The organism is Levilactobacillus tujiorum (assembly GCF_012641185.1).
GTDB lineage: Bacteria > Bacillota > Bacilli > Lactobacillales > Lactobacillaceae > Levilactobacillus > Levilactobacillus tujiorum.
Genome location: NZ_JAAXLK010000011.1, coordinates 66,243 through 87,913, shown reverse-complemented (window position 1 = coordinate 87,913; position 21,671 = coordinate 66,243). Strand labels below are relative to the sequence as shown.

The 21,671-nt window shown below is 46.9% G+C and carries 18 protein-coding genes; 14 read left to right on the top strand and 4 right to left on the bottom strand.

Annotated elements, in window-relative coordinates; genetic code table 11:
* Positions 1-274: 274 nt before the first annotated feature.
* The gene (locus tag HF569_RS06975) at positions 275-466 is read right to left on the bottom strand and encodes a hypothetical protein (protein ID WP_168901859.1); all 192 of its coding nucleotides are present in this window, start codon (positions 464-466) and stop codon (positions 275-277) included.
* Between the two features lie 486 nt (positions 467-952).
* Here HF569_RS06975 and HF569_RS06970 point away from each other — a divergent pair, with 486 nt between their 5' ends.
* The 10 genes from HF569_RS06970 (at position 953) to HF569_RS06925 (ending at position 13,501) form a co-directional block, all read left to right on the top strand.
* Positions 953-1,672 (top strand): MIP/aquaporin family protein, encoded by a 720-nt coding sequence (locus HF569_RS06970; protein ID WP_168901858.1) that lies wholly within the window; start codon positions 953-955, stop codon positions 1,670-1,672.
* Positions 1,673-1,960: 288 nt separating this feature from the next.
* A complete protein-coding gene (locus tag HF569_RS06965; protein WP_211088949.1) occupies positions 1,961-2,665 on the top strand; it encodes a GntR family transcriptional regulator in 705 nt (234 codons plus the stop codon).
* A gap of 386 nt (positions 2,666-3,051) precedes the next feature.
* Positions 3,052-3,897: a 5-dehydro-4-deoxy-D-glucuronate isomerase gene (kduI, locus tag HF569_RS06960; RefSeq protein ID WP_168901857.1), complete on the top strand. Its 846-nt coding sequence runs from the start codon at positions 3,052-3,054 to the stop codon at positions 3,895-3,897.
* A gap of 68 nt (positions 3,898-3,965) precedes the next feature.
* The gene (uxuA, locus tag HF569_RS06955; protein WP_168901856.1) at positions 3,966-5,033 is read left to right on the top strand and encodes a mannonate dehydratase; all 1,068 of its coding nucleotides are present in this window, start codon (positions 3,966-3,968) and stop codon (positions 5,031-5,033) included.
* 17 nt (positions 5,034-5,050) lie between these two features.
* Positions 5,051-6,004, top strand: coding sequence for a sugar kinase (locus HF569_RS06950; RefSeq protein WP_168901855.1), 954 nt, complete (start codon positions 5,051-5,053; stop codon positions 6,002-6,004).
* A gap of 188 nt (positions 6,005-6,192) precedes the next feature.
* Entirely contained in the window at positions 6,193-7,200 is a 1,008-nt protein-coding gene (locus tag HF569_RS06945) for a LacI family DNA-binding transcriptional regulator (RefSeq protein WP_168901854.1), read from the top strand.
* 236 nt (positions 7,201-7,436) lie between these two features.
* Positions 7,437-8,921: a glycoside-pentoside-hexuronide (GPH):cation symporter gene (locus HF569_RS06940; RefSeq protein ID WP_168901853.1), complete on the top strand. Its 1,485-nt coding sequence runs from the start codon at positions 7,437-7,439 to the stop codon at positions 8,919-8,921.
* A gap of 70 nt (positions 8,922-8,991) precedes the next feature.
* Entirely contained in the window at positions 8,992-10,575 is a 1,584-nt protein-coding gene (locus HF569_RS06935) for a tagaturonate epimerase family protein (protein WP_168848851.1), read from the top strand.
* Between the two features lie 49 nt (positions 10,576-10,624).
* Positions 10,625-12,088: a glucuronate isomerase gene (gene uxaC, locus HF569_RS06930; protein ID WP_168901852.1), complete on the top strand. Its 1,464-nt coding sequence runs from the start codon at positions 10,625-10,627 to the stop codon at positions 12,086-12,088.
* A 162-nt stretch (positions 12,089-12,250) separates the two neighbouring features.
* The gene (locus HF569_RS06925; RefSeq protein WP_168901851.1) at positions 12,251-13,501 is read left to right on the top strand and encodes a hypothetical protein; all 1,251 of its coding nucleotides are present in this window, start codon (positions 12,251-12,253) and stop codon (positions 13,499-13,501) included.
* Between the two features lie 62 nt (positions 13,502-13,563).
* On the opposite strand, the gene HF569_RS06920 is transcribed toward HF569_RS06925, so the two are convergent.
* Positions 13,564-13,737 (bottom strand): hypothetical protein, encoded by a 174-nt coding sequence (locus HF569_RS06920; RefSeq protein ID WP_168848854.1) that lies wholly within the window; start codon positions 13,735-13,737, stop codon positions 13,564-13,566.
* A gap of 250 nt (positions 13,738-13,987) precedes the next feature.
* Here HF569_RS06920 and HF569_RS06915 point away from each other — a divergent pair, with 250 nt between their 5' ends.
* Positions 13,988-15,394, top strand: a complete 1,407-nt coding sequence (locus tag HF569_RS06915) for an MFS transporter (protein WP_168901862.1) — start codon at positions 13,988-13,990, stop codon at positions 15,392-15,394.
* 180 nt (positions 15,395-15,574) lie between these two features.
* Positions 15,575-16,378: a chitosanase gene (locus HF569_RS06910; RefSeq protein WP_168901850.1), complete on the top strand. Its 804-nt coding sequence runs from the start codon at positions 15,575-15,577 to the stop codon at positions 16,376-16,378.
* Positions 16,379-16,670: 292 nt separating this feature from the next.
* On the opposite strand, the gene HF569_RS06905 is transcribed toward HF569_RS06910, so the two are convergent.
* Both HF569_RS06905 and ybaK read right to left on the bottom strand, forming a co-directional pair.
* Positions 16,671-17,474 (bottom strand): hypothetical protein, encoded by an 804-nt coding sequence (locus HF569_RS06905; RefSeq protein ID WP_168901849.1) that lies wholly within the window; start codon positions 17,472-17,474, stop codon positions 16,671-16,673.
* Positions 17,475-17,477: 3 nt separating this feature from the next.
* Entirely contained in the window at positions 17,478-17,981 is a 504-nt protein-coding gene (gene ybaK, locus HF569_RS06900) for a Cys-tRNA(Pro) deacylase (RefSeq protein WP_168901848.1), read from the bottom strand.
* A 152-nt stretch (positions 17,982-18,133) separates the two neighbouring features.
* Here ybaK and HF569_RS06895 point away from each other — a divergent pair, with 152 nt between their 5' ends.
* Entirely contained in the window at positions 18,134-18,859 is a 726-nt protein-coding gene (locus HF569_RS06895) for a GntR family transcriptional regulator (protein ID WP_168848859.1), read from the top strand.
* Positions 18,860-19,212: 353 nt separating this feature from the next.
* Positions 19,213-21,597 (top strand): phosphoketolase family protein, encoded by a 2,385-nt coding sequence (locus HF569_RS06890; RefSeq protein WP_168901847.1) that lies wholly within the window; start codon positions 19,213-19,215, stop codon positions 21,595-21,597.
* The last annotated feature ends 74 nt before the right edge of the window (positions 21,598-21,671 follow it).

Below are 21,671 nucleotides of genomic sequence, written 5' to 3'. Positions count from 1 at the left end.
GGTCCCACTGAGCATCTTCCAGTTCGTATCGTTTAGGTGTTGTCATCGGAATGCCTCGATTCGTTTTTCCTCAGATTATACCTGAATTTTTAGTTTTCAGACAGTCCCTAGTTGACGGCTCAGTTGTATAAAAATTTAAGCGTGGTGTTGTTCTTCCCTTGAATGGGAGAACAACACCACGCTTTTTTTACGCCTATACGTTATGTATCTAATATCGTAGAGCCACTATTAGTCCGGACTACTATGGCTGTTATTACTTAGGCCTGCCCATGACTTATAGCTTATCCGAATTTGGGTAATTTTTAGCAAGTCTGAGATTGTGAATGAAAACGCCTGTGAGTAGTATCACACCAATTGCGCCAATTAACTGATTAATGCTAAACAGTGGAGAATTAAAAACGGCAAATCCTCCCATAATAATTAAAAGTCCCAGAACAGTAAGCCTTGGAGCCGACCCTGCATTCATGATAATCTTCCTCCTAGAATTACCTTAAAACTAGACAGTAACAGATTTTAAGTACCATGCTTAAGCGATTAAATGACTATTCAAAATTTCAATAAATTATATTACCCATGATTATAGTAACCCTAGAATCTTTTTAATGCTAGTGAATGGATTTTTTACTTAATACGAAGTTATATAAAGATTTTAGATGGGGAAAGAATTCACGTTATATGTTTGAAACGTTGCCTTTACTTAGGTGCCATTATGAAAAAAGTTGAAAACAAAACATAAATGCAACCCGAATCAATAGTAATTGACACAGTTGATTTCAAAAAGTCCGATAATTTTCAAATTATGGATAGATTTTATGAAAATTATACTGAAAACTAATGACGATAGGGGTATGATATTAATTGCTGCTGTTTTTTGAGGGTTAGTCGTCTAGCGATTAACGTGAACATTTTCGGCAGGGTAAAAAAGAAAATATTGTAAGTGGGGTATGAGTTTATGCACGATTCATTAGTCGTTCGGTGCATTGCCGAATTGATTGGAACGGCCGTGATGGTGGCCTTGGGTAACGGTTCAGTTGCCAACGTTGAGTTAAAAGGAACCAAGGGGTATCACGGTGGTTGGATTTTGATTGGATTTGGGTACGGTATTGGCGTCATGATTCCGGCGCTGATGTTTGCGACGATTTCGGGTGCCCAGATCAATCCGGCGATGACAGTCGCGATGGCTGTGACTGGGAATTTTCCGTGGCAGGAAGTTATGCCTTACATAGTGGCCCAAACCGTGGGCGCCATTCTTGGTCAGCTGGTCATCGTCTTGGCTTACAAGCCTTATTATGATCGGACAACTGATACGGAAGCTATTCTGGGAACCTTTTCAACGATTGACGCTGCCAACAGCCAGTTGAATGGGTTCATCAACGAATTTGTCGGCACTTTCTTGTTGGTATTGGGGGCCGTCAGCATGACTGCCGACAAGATTGATCCACGGGCAGATTTCATTGGGCTGGGGTTTTTGGTTATGTGTTTAGTCGTTTCCTTCGGTGGCCCCACTGGACCAGCGTTGAACCCGGCCAGAGATATTGGGCCACGACTCTTGCATGCGTTTTGGCCCTTTCCCCACAAAGGCAGTTCCCAATTTGCCTACAGCTGGGTGCCAATCGTGGCGCCGACAGCGGGCGCCATTGCGGCAGCGGTATTGTACCAACAGGTCTTTTAAAGCGGTAGCGTAGGGATCGGATAAAATACTTAAAATTTGAGTCAGGTTGTGCGGCAAGCAACCTGGCTTTTTTACAAACTGTGCTGGCAGTCTGGCTAAATGCGGTATGGCATTAATTTATTTATTGAAAAAATAGCGCTTTCATGGAGGCCGTTAGCGCGCAACGTTAATCGTTTTACTTGAAAGCACTAAGCGAAAGTGTTCATTAAAAATAAAGAGAAATGCCTTAGGAGCTGTGGTAAACTAATATACAAGAAAATTGATGGAAAGTGAGGAGGTGTAGTTGAGATGCAACAGATGACGAAAAATATGCGTAATGAGGCTTACTCTGAGCTACGTTATCGGATCATGCACAATAAGTTTATCCCCGGTCAGAAGATCTCGGAGAAGACCATTTCTGAAGAACTGGGTATCGGTCGAACGCCGGTACGGGAAGCGATTATCCGGATTGAGCGGGATGGCTTGATCGATGTAATTCCGCAAAGTGGCACCTACATTTCGCAGATTGATATGGAAAAGGCGAAGGATGCTCGCTTTGTACGGCAGAATATCGAGGTCGAGATTATGCTGGAGGCAACCGCGAAGATGACGGATGCGGCTTACCGAGAGCAGAAGGTGAACTTGCGTGAACAGGCAGTGGCGATTCAAAAGGAAGATCCGGACACATTCTTTGATCTCGATGAGGCCTTCCATCACCAGTTTTACCTGATCGCTGGTCGGGATAATATTTGGGGATGGTTACAGACCGTCAACATGCAGTTGAACCGGTTCCGCTGGATTCGACTGAAGGTGAATACGCTTAATTGGCAGACAATTCTGCAGCAACACGAAAATCTATTAGACGTGGTTTATCAGCGGGATCTTGAGGACGTTCGCTTCCAGACCACGGCTCACTTGCGGTTGATGTTACAGGAACGTAAGTATCTGTTAGACAAATTTCCGGGTTACTTTATGAATGTGAGTCCGAGTGATAAGACGGATTTGGACCTTTAGATGTCAGGAGTCGCTGCGGAGGAGTAGCGGCTTTTTTTTGCGAAACTTAGGAGAGGGCGTGACTGGCAATTAGGGTTAAAAATCACTATAATGAACACGTTAACATTTTTAAATGAATGCGGTTACAACTCACTGCCAGTGAAGCTCGCTAACGACTATTAGTTGGCGGCATGAGCCGTCTTTCAAACAGATACAATAGCGGGGGTCAACGTGAAACTTGTTACAAGCGTCGTTGATGTCAGCCAATGATGAGGAAGTTTACACATGAGATATGAGGGGGCTTTTTCGCCGGCATGTGCTAAACTGGTAGCTGGGAACGCATGACATAGATGAAGAGAAATTGGGAATTGTTAGTGGGTTAATCAATTTTAGTTGGAGGTAATATCATGGCATTCAATATGACCACACAATATGCACACAGTCCCGAAGACATCGATCATTACAATACGGATCAGATGCGTGAACAATTTTTGATGGAGAAGATCTTTAGTCCGGATGATATTCTGTTGACGTATACATACAACGACCGGATGATTTTTGGTGGGGTAACCCCAGTCAACGGCACGTTGGAGATTAAGTTAGACAAGGAATTAGGCGTCAATTACTTCTTGGAACGGCGCGAACTAGGCTTTATCAACATTGGTGGCGCTGGTACTGTCACCATTGATGGTGAAGAGAGTGCGATTGCCCCTCACGATGGCTTCTACATCGGAATGGGCACAAAGCACGTGGTCTTCAATTCCATTGACCCAGCAACGCCAGCTAAGTTCTACGTAGTTTCGACGCCGGCACACAAGACGTATCCCAACAAGAAGTTAGTTTATAAAGATGCGATTGCCATGCCTAAGGGTGATCAAGAGCACATGAACAAGCGGGTCATTCACAAATACATTGACGCGTCGACGATGAAGACGTGTCAATTACAAATGGGCTACACGGTATTGGAACCCGGTAATTCTTGGAATACCATGCCTGCTCACACCCACGCTCGGCGGATGGAAACGTACCTGTACTGTGAATTTGGTTCAGCCGATACGCGGGTGGCCCACTTCATGGGGACGCCAGACAACACCAAGCACATTTGGATGAAGCAGGATCAAGCCGTGGTTAACCCGAGTTATTCCATTCACTGTGGGGTGGGGACGACGAACTACGCCTTCATCTGGGCAATGTGTGGTGAGAACCAGACCTATGATGATATGGACCAAGTAGCCATGAATGACCTGCGTTAGAGCAACGGTAAGCGGTTGAATAGCCATTAATCACGTGGCAGATTGTGACTAAAAGGAGAGAACAAGAGATGGAAATGGGATTTCGCTGGTACGGTGCTGATGAGGACGTCGTTAAGCTTCAGGATATTCGGCAGATTCCTGGTGCCAAACAAGTTGTCGGAGCGCTTTTTGATGTTCCAGTCGGTGAGGTATGGCCGTTAGCCAAGATTAAAGCATTGAAGTCGCAGATTGAAGCGGCGGGATTGAAGTTCACGATCGTGGAATCCGTTAATATCCATGATGATATTAAGATTGGGTTGCCGACGCGGGATCACTACATCGAAAACTATCAGCAGACGATCCGTAATTTGGCCCAAGTCGGGGTCAAAACGATTTGCTATAATTTCATGCCGATCTTTGACTGGATTCGGACGGATCTGCACTTTGAACTGGCGGACGGCTCTAAGACACTGGCCTTTCAGGAACGGTATACGGCGGAAGACCCACAGGCGCTGATTCGCCAGATTCAAAGCGGTGATAATGGGTTTAGTCTTCCCGGCTGGGAGCCAGAGCGACTAGCTAAGGTGCAGCAGCTGTTCAAGGCGTATGCCGATGTTGATGCTGAGCGGTTAGCTGCCAATCTCAAGTACTTCCTAGACGCGATTCTGCCGGTCTGCGAGGAATGTCATGTTCAAATGGCCCTTCACCCGGATGATCCGCCAATGCCGTTATTTGGGCTACCGCGGATCTTCAAGAATGCCGCCGACATGCGGGCGATCGTCGCGATGAATCCGTCGCTGGCGAATGGCTTTACGATCTGTACCGGGAGTTTAGGTGAAAATCCCGCCAACGATATTCCCGCCATCATCCGCGAATTTGTGGTGCAGGGCCGAGTACCCTTCGTGCATGCACGTAATATCAAATTTACTGGAAACGGTCGGGACTTTCGGGAAGCGGCTCACCTGTCTAGCGAGGGCTCGCTGGATATGTATGCCATCATGAAGGCACTCCATGATACTGGCTTTGACGGTGTGATTCGGCCAGACCATGGCCGGGACATCTGGGGTGAGACTGGGCGGCCAGGGTACGGCCTGTATGACCGTGCGCTGGGGCTGACCTACCTGAACGGACTGTGGGAGGCCATTGCTAAATCGTAGTTAGGAGGTGTTAAGAGATGGGTGAATTACTCACGATTGGTGAGCCGATGGTGGTCTTTGAAGCGCAGGAAAGCGACGTTGATTTAGCCACGGCACAACAATTTCAAAAATTTTCTGCGGGTGCAGAATTAAATGTTGCGATCGGTATGGCCCGTCTCGGACACCCCGTTGATTACGTGTCAGCGGTGGGCGATGATCCATTTGGTGTTTACTTACGCCGGATATTGCGGACCGATGGCGTGGCGGATGCGGCGATGCTGACCAAGCCGGGATTACCCACGGGATTTTATCTCAAACAGCGGGTGTCACACGGTGATCCGGCGGTAGCTTATTTCCGCCAGGGTTCAGCCGCATCGCACTATCAGCCAGCGGATTTGGCTACGGTAAACTTAGCCGACGTGCGCCTCGCACATTTATCGGGGATCTTTGCCGCGCTGTCACCCAACTGCTTGGCGGCTTACCGGCAACTCAACGCTGATTTGGTGTATAACCGGATTCCAGTGACGTTTGATCCTAACTTGCGGCCAACACTATGGTCGTCGACTACGGAAATGATCCGCGTAACCAATGATTTGGCGCGCTACGGAACATTTGTCATGCCCGGTCTGAGCGAAGGCCAGACGTTGACTGGGTTGCAGGAGCCGGAGGCCATTGCCGATTTTTACCTGCGGCAGGGGGTCACGACCCGGGCGGTCATCGTTAAGCTGGGCGCCCAGGGGGCCTTTGCCAAGTTGAAGGACGGTCGGCAGTTCACGGTGCCGGGTTTTACAGTCCCACGGGTGATTGATACTGTGGGAGCCGGTGATGGGTTCGCAGTCGGCTTGATCTCGGGGTTACTCGAGGGACAGTCGTTACCAGCGGCATTAAAACGGGCCAACGCGATCGGCGCCTTGGCCGTCCAAAGCCCGGGTGATAACGATGGCTATCCAACGCGGCAACAGCTTGATCAATTTTTCAAACGCAATCACTAATTTAAAAAACAATGAAATCGTCGGCCCAAAACAATGTATTTGGTCGGCGGTTTTGTTATAGTAGGTTTATCAGCTGTTCAGCAGATAACGTCAACACCTTAGAAAGTCTCGAGGCGTGCTTAAGTTAATCCGCTCAGCGGCCAATAAGAGAGTCGAGTGATTGATGATCGTAACAGGGAGGCAGTACATTGGAAGAGGTAACGATTTTAACAATTGCTAAGCGCGCTAACGTTTCACACACCACGGTTTCACGTGCTCTGAACGATAGCCCCTTAGTCAAAGAGGAAACAAAACGTAAAATTCGTAAGATTGCTGATGATTTAGGATACGTTCCCAACATCAACGCTAAGGGTTTGGTGGAGAAGCGGTCCTTCATTATCGGCATCTTCTTTTCCGAGCTCGATACGGGGACGTCACCAAGCTTCTTGGTCGATGTGATCAATCGCTCGAAGGAAGCTTTGCCAGCGGGGTATTCCATTTCGATTGACAGTATTGAGGCGCTGGATGGGAGTAGCGCTGTGAGTCACCATCAGTATGATGGCGCGATTGTCGTGAGTCAGAGTACGAATGATGATGCGTTTATCAACATGATGATTGAACGGGGATTACCCGTAGTGATTCTGAACCGAAAGATCGGCAGAGAAGACGTGTCGAACTTTACGACGGATGATTATTTGGGTGCGCGGAAATTAATGGAGTATGCCGTTCGAATGGGCCATCAGAAGTTTGGCCTGATCAAGGGCGCGACTGATTTTGTCTCGACTAAGGATCGGCAGCAGGCCTTCCTAGACGTCACCGCCGCTAGCCACGCAACGGTGCGACCGGAGTGGATTCAGCAGGGGACTTACTTACCTGACAGCGGCTACGAGGCGATGCGAAACATCTTAGGCGCCGTTGAAACGCCGACCTGCGTCTTTGCCTCGAACGACGACATGGCAGCCGGTGCGGTGCGGGCTTGCCAAGATTTGGGTTACTCGGTGCCCGGTGATATCTCAATCGTTGGTTATGATGACATGAGTTATGCGAAATATCTGGTGCCACGGCTAACGACGGTGCGCAAACCCACTGACGATATTGTCCAAGAGGGTATCGATGCTTTGACGAAATTATTGGACGGTTCAATGACGGATCCAATAAAAAAAAGTATCGTGCCAACGTTGATAGTCCGGGATTCTGTAAAGGATTTGCGAAAATAATCCTTTTTTTATTAAAAAAATTGTTAACGTGTGCATGAGTTTGTGATAGTATAGACATTGTTAAAGGAAAGCGCTTACTAATGTGTCGTTGGGAGCTCTGACGTTTAACATTTGTTGTGGAGACCAGCGAACAATAGCGATCCACGTTAAGATTAACGAGAATTGTGTTAACGTGTGTATCTAAATTGTAAGCGATTTCCTTTGACGGTTTGACGTAGATTCAAGGAGGTGCTCAAATGAGCGAGGAAGCAGCAACAAGTCCAAAACCCGCTGTTAAAGACGGAGAAATGATGAATGACTCCTCCAAGCGGATTCCTACCCGTGAAAAAATTGCCTACGGGTTTGGGGACTTCGGTAACGGCTTCATGTTTGACCTTGGGCAAGCATATCTGACTAAGTTCTGGATTGATGCGTGTGGTATCGGTGCCGGAGCAGTTGCAGGGATCTTTGCTTTCACCAAGATTTTCGATGCGTTTATGGATCCAATTGCCGGATCAGTAATTGATAACCGGAAGAATATCGGTAAACGTGGTAAGTTCCGTCCGGTCATGATGATTTCAGCCATCATTTTAGGGATTATGACCGTCGTAACGTTTACGATGCCATCTGGTCTTACCGGCGTCCAAAAGATCATCTATGCATATGCTGCTTACATGATCTGGGGCCTGGTTTATTCATTTACCAATGACCCGTACGGTTCTTTAGCTTCTGTTATGTCCCGGAACTCGCAAGACCGGAGCTTCATGGCGACGTCTCGTCAGATTGGTTCTGTCGGTGCTCAGTTTATTGCCGGGGTTGCGTTCATTCCTTTGATGGGATTGATTGCTAACGGAAACACTGGTGTCAAAGAAGAACACGGTTACTTCTGGGCAGCCGCAGTCTTCGCTGTCATCGGGATTGCCATGTTTGCCGTTTGTTACTTTGGGACGAAGGAAAATGTTAAGGTTCACCGGGCAACCGGTAAAGATGCCGAAAAGGAAGGCTTTAAAGATTACATCAAAGTTATCTTTAAGAACGGTCCTTTGGGTGCCTTGATTCTGATGACCTTGTTTACGATTTCTGCGATGAACACGAACAACCAAATGATGGTGTTCTACGCACAGTACAACTTGGGCAACATCGGCCTTCAGCCAATCATCAACGCTATTATGATGGGTTGCTCAATCGTCGGGGTCTTCATGATTCCTACGTTGACGAAGCACTTTGGTCAAAAGCGTACCGCAATGTGGAGTTTCGTTGTTGGTGCTGTGGCTAACATTTTGAACTACTTCTTACCTTCAAACGTGATTACCTTCATCGTGTTAGTTACCATTGGTTACACGGCTTTAGCTATTCCAAACGGGATTACTTGGGCCATGGTTTCCAACGCGATTGACTTTGGTGAATGGCGTTCAGGTGTCCGTAAAGAAGCTATTACATACGCTGCATTTAACTTCTCACGGAAGATTGCTCAATCACTGGCTGCTTTAGTTAGTGCCGGTGTCTTGGCCTTAACGGGTTACGTTGCCAACGCAACGCAAACTCCTCGTGCCTTAAATGGTATCAAGGCCGCTATGACGTTGTATCCTGGCCTTTGCTTAATCATTGCCGCAGTTGTAATCGGTTTCTTATACAAACTGGATGACAAGCGCTTTGGTGAAATTGCCAATGACCTTGACCATGGTCGTTGGGAAGGCGGCAAGATCGGTGAAAGCAAAGCTACCGACAAGGATAAGAACTAGTCATACTAATTAATTTGGGATCACGGTTTTTAAAAACTTTATCAGACTAAATTTATGGAGGGTTATATCAATGGACTTACAAAAGTTAGTTTCAGATGTCTATGAGATTATCGCTGCCAAAGGGAACTACGACAGCCTATCAGATAAAGAAGTATACGCACCTTCAATTCAAGTGGACCGTCGCAACGTCTACTTCATCTTACATGAAACCGTTAACAAGCAAACGGCCAAGACCTTGGTTGTTTACGAAGATCGTGATGACGTCAAGGACTTTGACGCCAAGGAAAGCATCGTTGACGCCAACAAGACGTTAATTACTGGTGATTTAAACGAAACTAACTGGCGGGCACTTGCTAAGCGCTTTGCTTGGATCAAGCCAACCTCTCGTCATGGTTACAAGTACACCTTTGGTTTAGGTGACCGGTTAGGCAACGCTTCTAACGCTCACTTACGTCTGTTCAAGGGCCGGGGCATTGTACCTGTCTTAGCACAACAATCTATTCGTGAATTACTATTGATGAACCGTACCGAAACCGATGTCTTATTGGATGCCGGCTGGGCTGTCTTTGAAGAAGGTTACACTGATGGCTGGGTTGACGATGGTGACCACGTTAAGAACCCTCACGAAGTTGACTACGCCGTTAAGGCTGGTTGCACCATGATTACTTTGGATGCAACTGAAAAGATTCATAACGAAGTTGCTAAGTTCTCTGATGAAGAATTGGATGCTAAGTTCAACGCTTTGGATGATGATTTAGTAGAACGCTTCAACAAGACTTACTTAGACAAGACGTTCCAAATCAGTGACGACGCTTCCGTTCACTTCACTAAGCGTGACGTTGAAGAATCAGTTCTGATCTTCTATGGAGCTGTTAAGTACGCTATCTTCATCTACCACAAGTTCATCGTACCTTACAACTTGGACTTCGAAATTTCTATGGATGAAACGATTGTACCTACGACACCTGCTAACCACTACTTCTTCGCTAACGAATTACACCGCGAAGGGATCACTCCTGAAACCATCGCACCTAAGTTCTACGGTGAATTCCAGAAGGCTATTGACTACATCGGTGATGTAAAGCGCTTCGAACGTGAATACGTGGTTCACGAAGCCATTGCTGAAAAGTTTGGCTACAAGTTGAGTATCCACTCTGGTTCCGACAAGCTTTCCGTTTACGAAATCATTGGCCGGATCTCCAAGCAACACGGCTGGCACGTTAAGACCGCTGGGACTAACTGGTTGGAAGCTTTGCGGGTTATTGCCCATGTTGATCCTAAGTTCATGGTTGAAATGTACAAGTTTGCTTACGAAAACTTGGATGATGTGGCATCATTCTACGTCTTCAATGCCCAAACTGATGGCACTGCACCAAAGCCAGAAACGATCAACGAATCCAACGTTATGAGTTTGCTCGACGGTGATGACTCACGTCAAGTTCTCCACACGATGTACGGTTCACTCTTGAACGCTCAAAAGAGCTACAAGTACGTTTACCGTGACAAGTTCTTCAAGATCTTGAAGGAACACCAAGACTTGTACGACAAGTACTTGAACATCCACATTGCAGAACACCTCGACTTACTTCAAGGTTTGGCAAAGTCCAAGGCTGAAGTTCAAGCTAAGTACGAACCAAAAATCAACGAAGACTAATCTTAGTTTAACGGCTAATTAGCACAACTCGATAAGGAGGAATATCCTGATGGCTTTATTGGACGACAATTTCTTACTCGGCAACGACATGGCCAAGAAACTTTTCAACGACTATGCCAAGGATATGCCAATCATTGACTTCCATTGTCACTTAAACCCAAAGGAAATCTATGAAAACAAGAACTATCCTAACATTACCCGGATTTGGTTAAACGAAGGCGTTTACGGTGACCACTACAAGTGGCGTCAAGAACGGACCAACGGGGTTCCTGAAGAATTAATCACTGGTGACGGTGACGAATATCAGAAATTCTTGGCCTGGGCGGAAACGATCGAAAGTGCTCTGGGGAACCCATTGTACGAATGGACTCACTTGGAACTCAAGCGTTTCTTCCACATTGACGAAATCTTGAGCCGGAAGACCGCGCCAGACATTTGGAAGAAAGCTAACGCTGAACTCCAAACGGACGCTTTCAAGCCTCGTAACTTGATCAAGAATTCGAATGTTAAGGCGGTCTGCACGACTGATGATCCTGCTTCTGACTTGCACTACCACAAACTGTTGAAGGAAACTGAAGCTGAAAACGGCTTCCGGACTTTACCAGCTATGCGGCCTGACAAGTTGATCCAAGTGGATCGGGACGGCTTCGCAGATTACCTGAAGGAATTGAGTAAAGTTTCAGGCGTCAAGATCACTTCATTCAAGACGATGATCGATGCTGTTAAGCAACGGTTTGAATTCTTTAATGAAATGGGCGGCCGGTTATCTGACCACTCTCTGTTGACTTACCACTTCATCGAAGCATCAGACAGCGAGCTGAATGCGATCTTTGATAAAGGTGTCAACAACGAGAAGTTATCCGCCAAGGAAGTTGACCAATACTTAACTGCCTTACTGGAGAACTTAATGAAGTTGAACAAGGAATTTGACTGGACGATGCAGTTCCACATCAATTCTATCCGTGACCTTAACCGGCCAATGTTCGACAAGTTAGGCCCTGATACCGGTTATGATGCCGTTGGGACACAACCTGATATTGCCGATCAAATGGCTAAATTGTACACGAAGATGCAGATTACGCATGATATTCCAAAGACCATCTTCTACTCCTTGAATGACAACGATTGGATGCAATTAGCTACGATGATGGGTGCCTTCCAAGAGGGTGGCAAACAACGCTTGCAACTCGGTGCCGGCTGGTGGTTCAACGATACTGCCGAAGGAATGGACGAACAATTGCGGGTCTTCGCCGAAGAAAGTCTGTTGCCTAACTTCGTCGGTATGCTGACTGACTCACGGAGCTTCCTGTCATACCCACGTCACGAGTACTTCCGTCGGGTTCTGTGCAACTTCTATGGTAAGTTGGCAGAACAAGGCCGGGTACCTGACGATGAAGAAATGTTGGGGAAGGTTGTTCAAAACATTTGCTACAACAATGCTTACAACTTCTTCAAGTTCTTCCCAGACAAGACGCCTGACGAGATTTTTGGCAAGTTAGCTGTTAAGAACTAGGACGAACGAAAAAGTCTCGCAGAACTTCCGTACGGGAGTCCTACGAGACTTTTTGTTTGCCATAAATGGCGAGTCATAGCTGAAAGAATCACTTGTTTTGGCGGGAAAGAATCGCTAGGATTGAATTGTGAATTCGCTTTCGTGAAAGGGGACTATTAACCGATGAATGAAAATCCATTAAATATTTTGCATACGATTGGGTTTGATCAGCTGTACCCAGTCATTCGTTGCCAACTGACCTTCAGTGATCCGTTAGACCAGCAGCGGCTGGTAAAGGCCATCAACCTGACGGCTCAGGTGGTGCCGGAACTATTCTGCCGCTATGAGATGAGCGATAATAGTTGGCAACCGGCAGTAACGGACGGGCAAGAGGTCCTAAATATCTTGCCAGCGGATGCCCAGCTGGACGCAACCCCAGATTGGGAAAAGGATGCGCAGGTTCGTTTTGACCTGCAGCCGGATGGCGCCGGAAACCGATTGACCATTACGATGAGTCATATTTTGACTGACGGGAGTGGCTTTAAGCAATATCTCTATCTGCTGAGTAACCGTTACAGCCAGGGTGAGCGCGCGATTAAGGGCGTGACTAACGTCGTGAACTTGGATTGGTTGAAGACGTTACTGAAGCAGCACCCGGCTTCGGCTAAACAGGGGAATGTGGATCATCCTAGTAAACCGTTGTCCTTACCACAATTAACCAATGCTACGGGCGAAAAGCCACGGCCAAATGTTAGTGGTTGGCGCTTGACGTCGGATATGACGCGGAGCTTAATCAACGCCACCCATACCCAGGGTGTGACGGTGAACGATGTGCTGCTGACTACCTTTGGTAAGGCGGTACAAGCCTTTGATCGAGAAGGGGATGAGCTCGCGATCCCTTGCCCAACGGATATGCGCCAGAAGATTGAGGAAGACCCGGCAGCCTTGCGGATTGCCAACCATACGGCGCGGTTCAATCCAGCTATCCAGTCACCACGAGACGAGCCGGTTTCCGTTTCAGTTCAGAAGATGCACGTTGAAATGCAGCGGCTGAAGGACAGCGACCAATTTTTGGATTCGGTACGGTCGTTGATGGCGCAGTATCAAACGGAGTCGATCAAGAAGTTGCAGGAAATTGTCGAGGCTAACTATCACGTTCGGGCCATTGCGTTTACCAACTTTGGGATTATTGATGATTCACGGTTAGTATTTGCCGAAAACACAGTGACGAATTGCTTGATGACCGGTTCCTTCAGATATGCGCCAATGTTTCAGGTGGCTTGCAGCACATTTAAGGGCCAGCTGAGCCTAGGCTTTAATATGATTGGAACGACTGAAGAAGTTCAAGTCGGCCGGGTGGTCATCCATGACATGATTTCACGAATGAAAGAATTCATGGCCCAAGCAGAGGTCGGCGCCACGGTGATTGCGTAAGTCGGTTTTAGATGCAAAAAAAGCTCTCCCAAATTAATGGGAGAGCTTTTGTCTGGTTAAGATTACTTGAGTGGTTCAGTTTGCTTTTGGATCAGTTGTGTGTAAGATTGTGATAACGTTTGTTGGCTAGCGGCGTTATCGTTAGTCGTTGAAGCAACGGCTTGCGTTGCGAAAATACCTGAACCTAAAACAGCAACAGCAGCAACAACAGCTAAAACTCGATTAAATACTTGCATTATATAAATACCCCTTTTTCTTTCTTCTCTTCTCTTTTGTTCACGTGAACATCGTATGATTTTCTGAAAACAAAGTCAAGGGCCTAACCTTAATGTAATGGTTTACATCGAAATTTTTTTATTTTTATGAGAAAATCCCGAATTAAAAGGCTTTCTGCAACCGATTTAATGGCAACATTCCCATGAAAATTTCTGAAAAAGTGAGTATGATAGGAAGTACTGAGTAATTATGAGAAAGCGAGATGTTCAAATGACGCAAGCGCAACAAGACCCAGATAAGATTTCTCGAAAGAACCTGATCGCCATCTTTGCGGTGGCAATCATGGCCTTCCTGGGGATTTTGGTCGAAACTTCAATGAATGTGACGTTCCCAACACTGATGCGGACGATGCATGTTTCTCTGAGTACGGTTCAGTGGATTACAACGGGCTATTTGCTAATGGTGGCGTTGCTGATGATTACGTCGGCCTTCTTGAAGCAACGTTTCAAGAATCGCCAACTCTTCATTGCCGGGGCTTCACTCTTTATTTTAGGTGACCTGATTTGTGCGCTCGCACCGAATTTTCCGATCCTATTACTGGGACGTTTAATTCAAGCCGGCTGCGCGGGAATTGCCATTCCATTGATGTTTAACGTTGTTTTGGAGAGTGTTCCGCGATCGCGGCTCGGCTTTTACATGGGCTTAGCCGGATTAATCTTGATGATTGCGCCGGCGAGTGGGCCAACTTTCGGAGGAATTATGGCGTCGTTAGGGGACTGGCGACTGATTTTTTGGTCAACGCTACCAATTGAGGCCTTAATTCTGTTGTTGGGGGTTGGTGCGATTAATCAATTCTCTGAGGTCAAGAAGGGCCACTTTATGTGGGGCCAGTTCAGTCTCTTGGCAATCGCCTTCGTGAGTTTCACGATGGGACTCAATAGCTTAACCACAGCTGGCTGGTTGAGCTGGCAATTTCTTGGCGGACTATTGTTAGCTATTGTGACCATGACCGGCTACATCCTAGTCGCGAAACACAGTGACCGCCAACTATTGAAGCTAGAGATTTTCCGCAATCCAGTGTTTACCTTTAGCTTTGTGGCCTATGTGATTCTGCAATTCTGTAATATTGGGATTAACTTTGCGTTACCTAACTACGCCCAGATTGTAGTTGGGGCCAGTTCCTTATTCGGTGGGCTGATGCTCTTGCCAGGGAGCCTGGTTACGGCGATTCTGCAACCGTGGTTCGGTCATTTGTTGGACGAACATGGGGCCCGGCTGCCTATCCTACTAGGAAGCAGTCTGTTCTTCATTGCCGCAATCTTCTTTACGGTGCTGGGACAACATCTAAGTGTACTGGTGATCGCGATTCTCTATGTGGTGTTCAGTATTGGTCGGTCAATGGCGTTTGGGAATACGATGACTAACGGACTGAAAGAAGTTGACTTCAGTCAGCGAGCAGACGCCAATGCCATCTACAACACCGGACAACAATTTGCCGGTTCCGTGGGGACGACTCTGCTAGCCGCACTCATGTCTTCGGTAAAGGTTGACGGTATGTCCTATGCCCGTGAAACGGCGTTGGGGAGTCAGTTAGCATTCGGCTTGATTTTGACGCTTAGTATTTTAAACTTCGGGCTATATGCGATTGTCTTTCACTATCAAAAAACAGATAAGTAGATTAATTAGCGAGGGTCTTGCCAATGGTGAGCTCTCGCTTTTTATTTGGCAGAAAAATGGTTTATGACGGGGGTAAATGGTATTCTGGGGGAGTAGTATCTGTTGTACCCTAACTTATAAATAAATTTGTTGTGCCAGTGAATCTGGCAACAATGAAATCTGGTTTAGGAGACTTAGATAATGCGGCAAAAGTTCGGATTAATTCTAATCGGGATAATTTTTCTGGTTCTGGCGGGCTGTTCGGTACGGTCAGTTGCGCCGGGCTATCAGGCTCATCATACGATTAAAACGGGACAGCTGCGGGCAACCACGTTTGCCTTAGTCTCGAGTGCGGAAAACTCGACGGTTCATTATCAGCAGCAGTATGGGTATATTCAAGATATCGGTGATGGCCGGGGGTATACCGCTGGGATTATTGGGTTCACTTCCAAGAATGGTGACTTGCGTCAAGTTGTTAAACGCTACGTGCGGTTGCGGCCATATCATAACGGGTTACGCCGTTATTTACCCGCTTTAAAGCGAGTCGAGGGAACGGCCTCACATCGCGGGTTGGGTCCCGGCTTCGTTAGGGCCTGGCGGCGGGCAGCTAAGACCCGCCAGTTAGTGCGAGCGGAGAATGAAATTCTTAATCGGCAATATTTACAGCCCGTACTGCGAGCGGCGAAACGGGACGGGTTGAGTCCGTTAGGCCAATACATTTATTACGATGCCATCGTGGTGCACGGCCCGGGTAACGATGCGACTAGCTTTGGAGGAATTCGGCGTCAAGCCTTGAAGCAGGTTCCAGCGCCCAGTCAGGGTGGCAATCAAGCCCGGTACCTACAAGCGTTCTTAAAGGCGCGGGCGCCGGTTATGAAACGAGAGGCCGCCCACAAAGATCTTTCCCGTTTGGAAGTGCAGCGACGGTTAATTCAAGCAGAAAACTATCAACTGAAGCGGCCGTTACACTGGCAGATGTATAGCGATCAGTATGAATTGAAGTAGCGGCTGTCGGGGAAGACCCGTACGTCTGAACATAGTGTTTTTCCACAAAATCCTCCTCGCCTTGGTCAGTGTGATCTTAACCAGTAATCGTAGTATACCAGGTGTCTAGGCAGAAAGATAGAACAAACGTTCGCATTAAAAGTGTAATGAGCGCCGCCTGCTGATGCCTGCAATGCTACACGGAATAAAAATAAATATTTAAATTAGCAGTAGATGTGTCACCAATAAAGCCGGGCTGGAAAAAATCTCCAGCCCGGCTTTAGTCGTTAAACGCTATCTTCAATTCTGATGACTAATGTTCTTTGATATGAAATGCCAGTCGAACCACTAAGTTAGTTAAGAGTGAGACGAGTAAGGCGTAGCCGAGAATTAAGGCCAACAGGATGATGGCGGCCGTCATCACGCGTAGATACGTCGCCGCGATATTGCCCAACGTGAGTAAGATCGTGATGGCGGCGATGATGCTGATGAAGCCGATGAGCCCGATTCTAGAATTGGCGAAGTCTGCGGCGCTCAGGTCGAAGCCACCAATGCTGATATTCAAGGACAGTAAGATCATCACAATCCAGCGAATCAGCGGGTGAGAATCGCCGCCCAGGGCACCCACAAAGCCGTCCCAGTCTAAGTTAAATGGATCGGCGACCAATGCGAGCATCCCGTGGAACAAGCTGGGAATGAGCAACGCAGTGAGGCCGAGAAGCACCAGCGCACAGCCAAAGATGGGGGCGATGCCAATGAATAGGTTTCCCGTCGTTTGGTACCAATTGCGCTGATTCCAGGTGTGATTGACGTAGCCGAGCGCTAAGTCTGGCTGGCCATCAGCTCCCAATTGATTGGGATGCGGCCGCTTTAGGAGCCGAACTTGATCAATACGATGGCCGAAGATTACGGCCATTAGTAGGTGGCTGAGTTCATGAAGAAAGATCCCAATGAACCCCAGATACAACTCGCTGTTGACCCCTAGACCATTTGCCAGAAATTTCTTCGTGTCTCGGTTGAGGTAGGTCAGCAGTGCCACGAAGATCAATGGAATGACTAATAAGTCTAGGCCAACGATGCCTAAATTCTTAAGAATCGGGCTGAAATTAATGTTCATCCGTTATTCCAGCAGGTCGGCAAACGTTCCGTTCACCAAGTTGGCGAGATCAGTGGCATCCAATTCAACGGAACGGCCAATTTGGCCAGACGAGACCAAAATGGTGCCCTGTTCCTTCGCCGTGTTATCCAAATAGATCGGGAAGTGGTTCTTTTCCCAGATTCCCACTGGTGTATTGGCCCCGTGTTCATAGCCGGTCGTTTTGACGAGATCCTTCAGCGGCACCATATCAACTTTTTTGTTGCCCGACACTTTCGCCAGCTTTTTTTCATTAAGATGTTCATCAATGGGGAGCACGCCCACCACGGGACCGGTAGTGGGACCGCTGAGTACGAGCGTCTTATAGATGTGGTGCTCATCAACGTCGGCGTGGTCGACATCCATTTGAGCCACGTCCCCCTGGAGATGGGTGGCAAACTCATACTGCTTGTAAGCCACTTTATTTTTATCGAGAATTTGTTCAACAAGCGTTTTGTGCAGCCGCTTGCCTTTCTTTTTCTTAGCCATTTAACTCACCTTTCAGTACATAAAATAATAAATTGGACCGCACTTTAAAAATAAATGGAACGGTTGTTTCCTGATAAAAGCAGACACCGCCGCCAAAACCTGTTATACTCTATCACAGTAGAAGTCTAGTTGAAGAGTTATGAGGAGATATCATGGCAGATTTAGTCTATCGACAGGTGATGCGGGACTTAAAGCAACGCATCCATCAAAATGAGTTTCCCAATAAGCGGCTGCCAGATGAACGAAGCCTGAGCGAAGCGTACGGGGTTAGTCGCAGCTCAGTCAAGCGCGCGCTCAGTGTGCTTGCTAATCAAGGAATTATTTTTAAAAAACGAGGGTCCGGGACCTTTATTAACCCATTATATATGAAAAACCAATCGATTTTTCAATATGAGGGGTCAAATTTAGGAATTACCGATAGTATGAAGTCCGCGGGTACGACGCCGGGCATTCGTCTGCTTAAATTTGATGTTATTCCAGCTAGTAAAGAAATTCAACAGGATCTGTTTCTGGCTGAAGGCGATTTCGTGTACGAGATCAAACGCTTGCGGTTATTTGAAGACAAGCCGTTCATGATCGAGACGGGCTATATTCCCATCAAGATTGCCCCGAATTTATCACAGAAGACGGTGTCGGAATCTATCTTTAATTATCTGGAATCGCAGGGTAAGGTCGTGACCAAGTCCTTCATGTCGATTCGCACCTTGCCTTCGACGGCGGATGATCAGAAGTTGCTGAACCTAAAGCCGGTTGAACCCGTAGGTATCATGGAAGGGGTTTTCTTCTTAGATGACGGGACCCCGTTCGAAGTGTCGAATATGCGGTTACACTATCAATATTTGAACTATAACACCTTTGTCTCGTTAGATGAAGAATAAGTGACAGCGAATGACGCCTGAAGAGGGGGTCATTTTTTTATTGGCTAAATTTAACGGAAAATACGAACAATGCTACAAGAATTACTTATATTGGTATAACCAATTACGATGATAATCGACCCAAAGTAGCGGTGCAAATGGGGCCTAAGTCGCTAAACATCAGCTTTTTAGTCGTGGTTCGTTCTTTTATAAAATTGATACGATCCAATTATATAAAAGGTTGACTTTTATTAAAAAAGCGTTATTATAAGACTTGTAAAAAGCATCCCGGTAGTCACTACGAGATAAATTTTACGTTAAGTTCTATCAACTAGATCGTGCAGTTATAATTTCAAAGAAGGAGTGTTAATTACATGGCAAATGCAGACTTCGATTCCAAGTCTTACTTGGAAGGCGTTGACAAGTATTGGCGTGCAGCAAACTACCTGTCAGTCGGACAGTTATTCTTGCGTGACAACCCATTATTGAAGCGTGACTTAACCTCTGATGACGTGAAGATCAAACCTATTGGGCACTGGGGAACAATCGTTTCTCAAAACTTTATCTATGCTCACTTAAACCGGGCAATCTTAAAGTACAACTTGAACATGTTCTACATTGAAGGTTCAGGTCACGGTGGCCAAGTTATGGTTTCTAACTCATATCTTGATGGTAGCTACAGTGAAATTTATCCAAATATTTCTCAAGACGAAGAAGGCTTGAAGCGTTTATTCAAGCAATTCTCCTTCCCAGGTGGGGTTGCTTCCCATGCCGCACCTGAAACGCCAGGTTCTATCCACGAAGGTGGGGAACTTGGTTACAGCCTTTCCCATGGTACTGGTGCTATCTTAGATAACCCAGATGTCATCGCGGCTGTTGAAATTGGTGACGGGGAATCTGAAACTGGTCCTTTGGCCGCTTCATGGTTCTCTGACAAATTTATCAACCCAATCAAAGATGGTGCGGTATTGCCAATCATCAATATGAACGGGTTCAAGATTTCTAACCCAACCATCCTGTCACGGATGTCCGACGAAGACTTAACGAAGTACTTCGAAGGAATGGGCTGGGATCCACACTTCGTTGAAATCGAAGCCGGCGACACTGACTTCATGCGGGTTCACGAAGACATGGCTAAGACGATGGACGACGTTATTTCTAAGATCAAGGCTATTCAAAAGCATGCTCGTGAAAATAACGACGATTCATTGCCAAACTGGCCAATGATTATCTTCCGTTCACCTAAGGGCTGGACTGGTCCTAAGGCTGACTTGGATGGTAACCCAATCGAAGGCTCCTTCCGTGCTCACCAAGTTCCAATTCCTGTTGCTGCTGGTGATATGGAACACGCTGATATGTTGGTCAACTGGTTGAAGTCTTACAAGCCAGAAGAACTCTTCAATGAAGACGGTTCTGTTAAGCAAGAAGTCCGTGATATGGCCCCTAAGGGTGATCAACGGATGGCCATGAACCCAATCACTAATGGTGGGATCAAGCCACAACCATTGAAGTTGCCTGACTACAAGAAGTACGCTGTGGACACCACTGAACATGGCAAGACGATTGCTCAAGACATGTTAGTTTGGTCCAAGTACTTGGCTGATGTCATGAAGTTGAACCCAGATTCCTTCCGTGCCTTTGGTCCTGACGAATCCAAGTCTAACCGGCTTTACGCTATGTTGGATTACGGGAAGCGTCAATGGATGGAAAACATCAAGGAACCTAACGATGAAAACATGGCTCACGAAGGTCGGGTTATTGATTCACAATTATCCGAACACCAAGCTGAAGGTTGGTTGGAAGGTTACGTTCTGACTGGTCGTCATGGGTTCTTCGCTACCTACGAATCATTTGGTCGCGTTGTCGATTCTATGTTGACGCAACACTTCAAGTGGTTACGTAAGGCCGCTGAACAAGAATGGCGTCATGATTACCCATCCTTGAACTTCGTTGATACGTCAACTGTCTTCCAGCAAGACCACAACGGTTACACTCACCAAGACCCAGGTATGTTGACGCATATGGCTGAAAAGAAGCCAGCATTCGTTCGCGAATACTTGCCAGCCGATGCCAACACCTTGTTAGCCGTTGGTGATGTAGCCTTCCGGAGTCGCGAAAAGATTAACATCATCGTGACCTCCAAGCACCCACGTCCACAATGGTTCTCCATTGATGAAGCCACTAACCTGGTTCACAATGGGTTGGGCTACGTTGACTGGGCTTCTACGGACCAAGGTCAAGAACCTGACGTTGTCTTTGCTGCCGCAGGGACTGAACCAACTTGGGAATCATTAGCAGCTATTTCACTGTTACATGATGAATTCCCAGAAATGAAGATTCGGTTCATTAACGTGGTTGACTTGCTGAAGTTACGTTCACCTAAGTTGGACCCACGGGCAATCTCTGACGAAGAATTCGATCGTCTGTTCACGACCGATAAGCCAGTTATCTTTGCCTTCCACGGCTTCGAAGGCTTGATCAAGGATCTCTTCTTCGACCGTCACAACCACAACGTTCACGTTCATGGTTACCGTGAAAATGGTGATATTACCACGCCATTTGACATGCGTGTCTTGAACCACTTGGACCGTTACCACTTGGCTAAGGAAGCCGTTGATGATATCGATGCCTACGCCGTTAAGGGCGCCTACTTCGCGCAACGGATGGACGACATGGTTGCTAAGCACAATGCTTACATCCGTGAAGTCGGGACTGACTTGCCAGAAGTTAACGCTTGGCAATGGAAGCCATTGAAGTAAGCTCACTTACTTTTTAAAGCATAACTAAATGAAGAGCACCCCCTCAGCTTGCAAGAGTTGAGTGGGTGCTCTTT

Bases quoted from the DNA above. Each gene is read 5' to 3' on its own strand.
- HF569_RS06970 (WP_168901858.1), top strand. From the start codon at position 953: ATGCACGATTCATTAGTCGTTCGGTGCATTGCCGAATTGATTGGAACG.
- HF569_RS06915 (WP_168901862.1), top strand. From the start codon at position 13,988: ATGACGCAAGCGCAACAAGACCCAGATAAGATTTCTCGAAAGAACCTG.
- HF569_RS06975 (WP_168901859.1), bottom strand. From the start codon at position 466: ATGAATGCAGGGTCGGCTCCAAGGCTTACTGTTCTGGGACTTTTAATT.
- HF569_RS06940 (WP_168901853.1), top strand. From the start codon at position 7,437: ATGAGCGAGGAAGCAGCAACAAGTCCAAAACCCGCTGTTAAAGACGGA.
- HF569_RS06950 (WP_168901855.1), top strand. From the start codon at position 5,051: ATGGGTGAATTACTCACGATTGGTGAGCCGATGGTGGTCTTTGAAGCG.
- HF569_RS06895 (WP_168848859.1), top strand. From the start codon at position 18,134: ATGGCAGATTTAGTCTATCGACAGGTGATGCGGGACTTAAAGCAACGC.
- kduI (WP_168901857.1), top strand. From the start codon at position 3,052: ATGGCATTCAATATGACCACACAATATGCACACAGTCCCGAAGACATC.
- uxaC (WP_168901852.1), top strand. From the start codon at position 10,625: ATGGCTTTATTGGACGACAATTTCTTACTCGGCAACGACATGGCCAAG.
- ybaK (WP_168901848.1), bottom strand. From the start codon at position 17,981: ATGGCTAAGAAAAAGAAAGGCAAGCGGCTGCACAAAACGCTTGTTGAA.
- HF569_RS06905 (WP_168901849.1), bottom strand. From the start codon at position 17,474: ATGAACATTAATTTCAGCCCGATTCTTAAGAATTTAGGCATCGTTGGC.
- HF569_RS06935 (WP_168848851.1), top strand. From the start codon at position 8,992: ATGGACTTACAAAAGTTAGTTTCAGATGTCTATGAGATTATCGCTGCC.
- HF569_RS06920 (WP_168848854.1), bottom strand. From the start codon at position 13,737: ATGCAAGTATTTAATCGAGTTTTAGCTGTTGTTGCTGCTGTTGCTGTT.
- HF569_RS06890 (WP_168901847.1), top strand. From the start codon at position 19,213: ATGGCAAATGCAGACTTCGATTCCAAGTCTTACTTGGAAGGCGTTGAC.
- uxuA (WP_168901856.1), top strand. From the start codon at position 3,966: ATGGAAATGGGATTTCGCTGGTACGGTGCTGATGAGGACGTCGTTAAG.
- HF569_RS06925 (WP_168901851.1), top strand. From the start codon at position 12,251: ATGAATGAAAATCCATTAAATATTTTGCATACGATTGGGTTTGATCAG.
- HF569_RS06965 (WP_211088949.1), top strand. From the start codon at position 1,961: ATGCAACAGATGACGAAAAATATGCGTAATGAGGCTTACTCTGAGCTA.
- HF569_RS06910 (WP_168901850.1), top strand. From the start codon at position 15,575: ATGCGGCAAAAGTTCGGATTAATTCTAATCGGGATAATTTTTCTGGTT.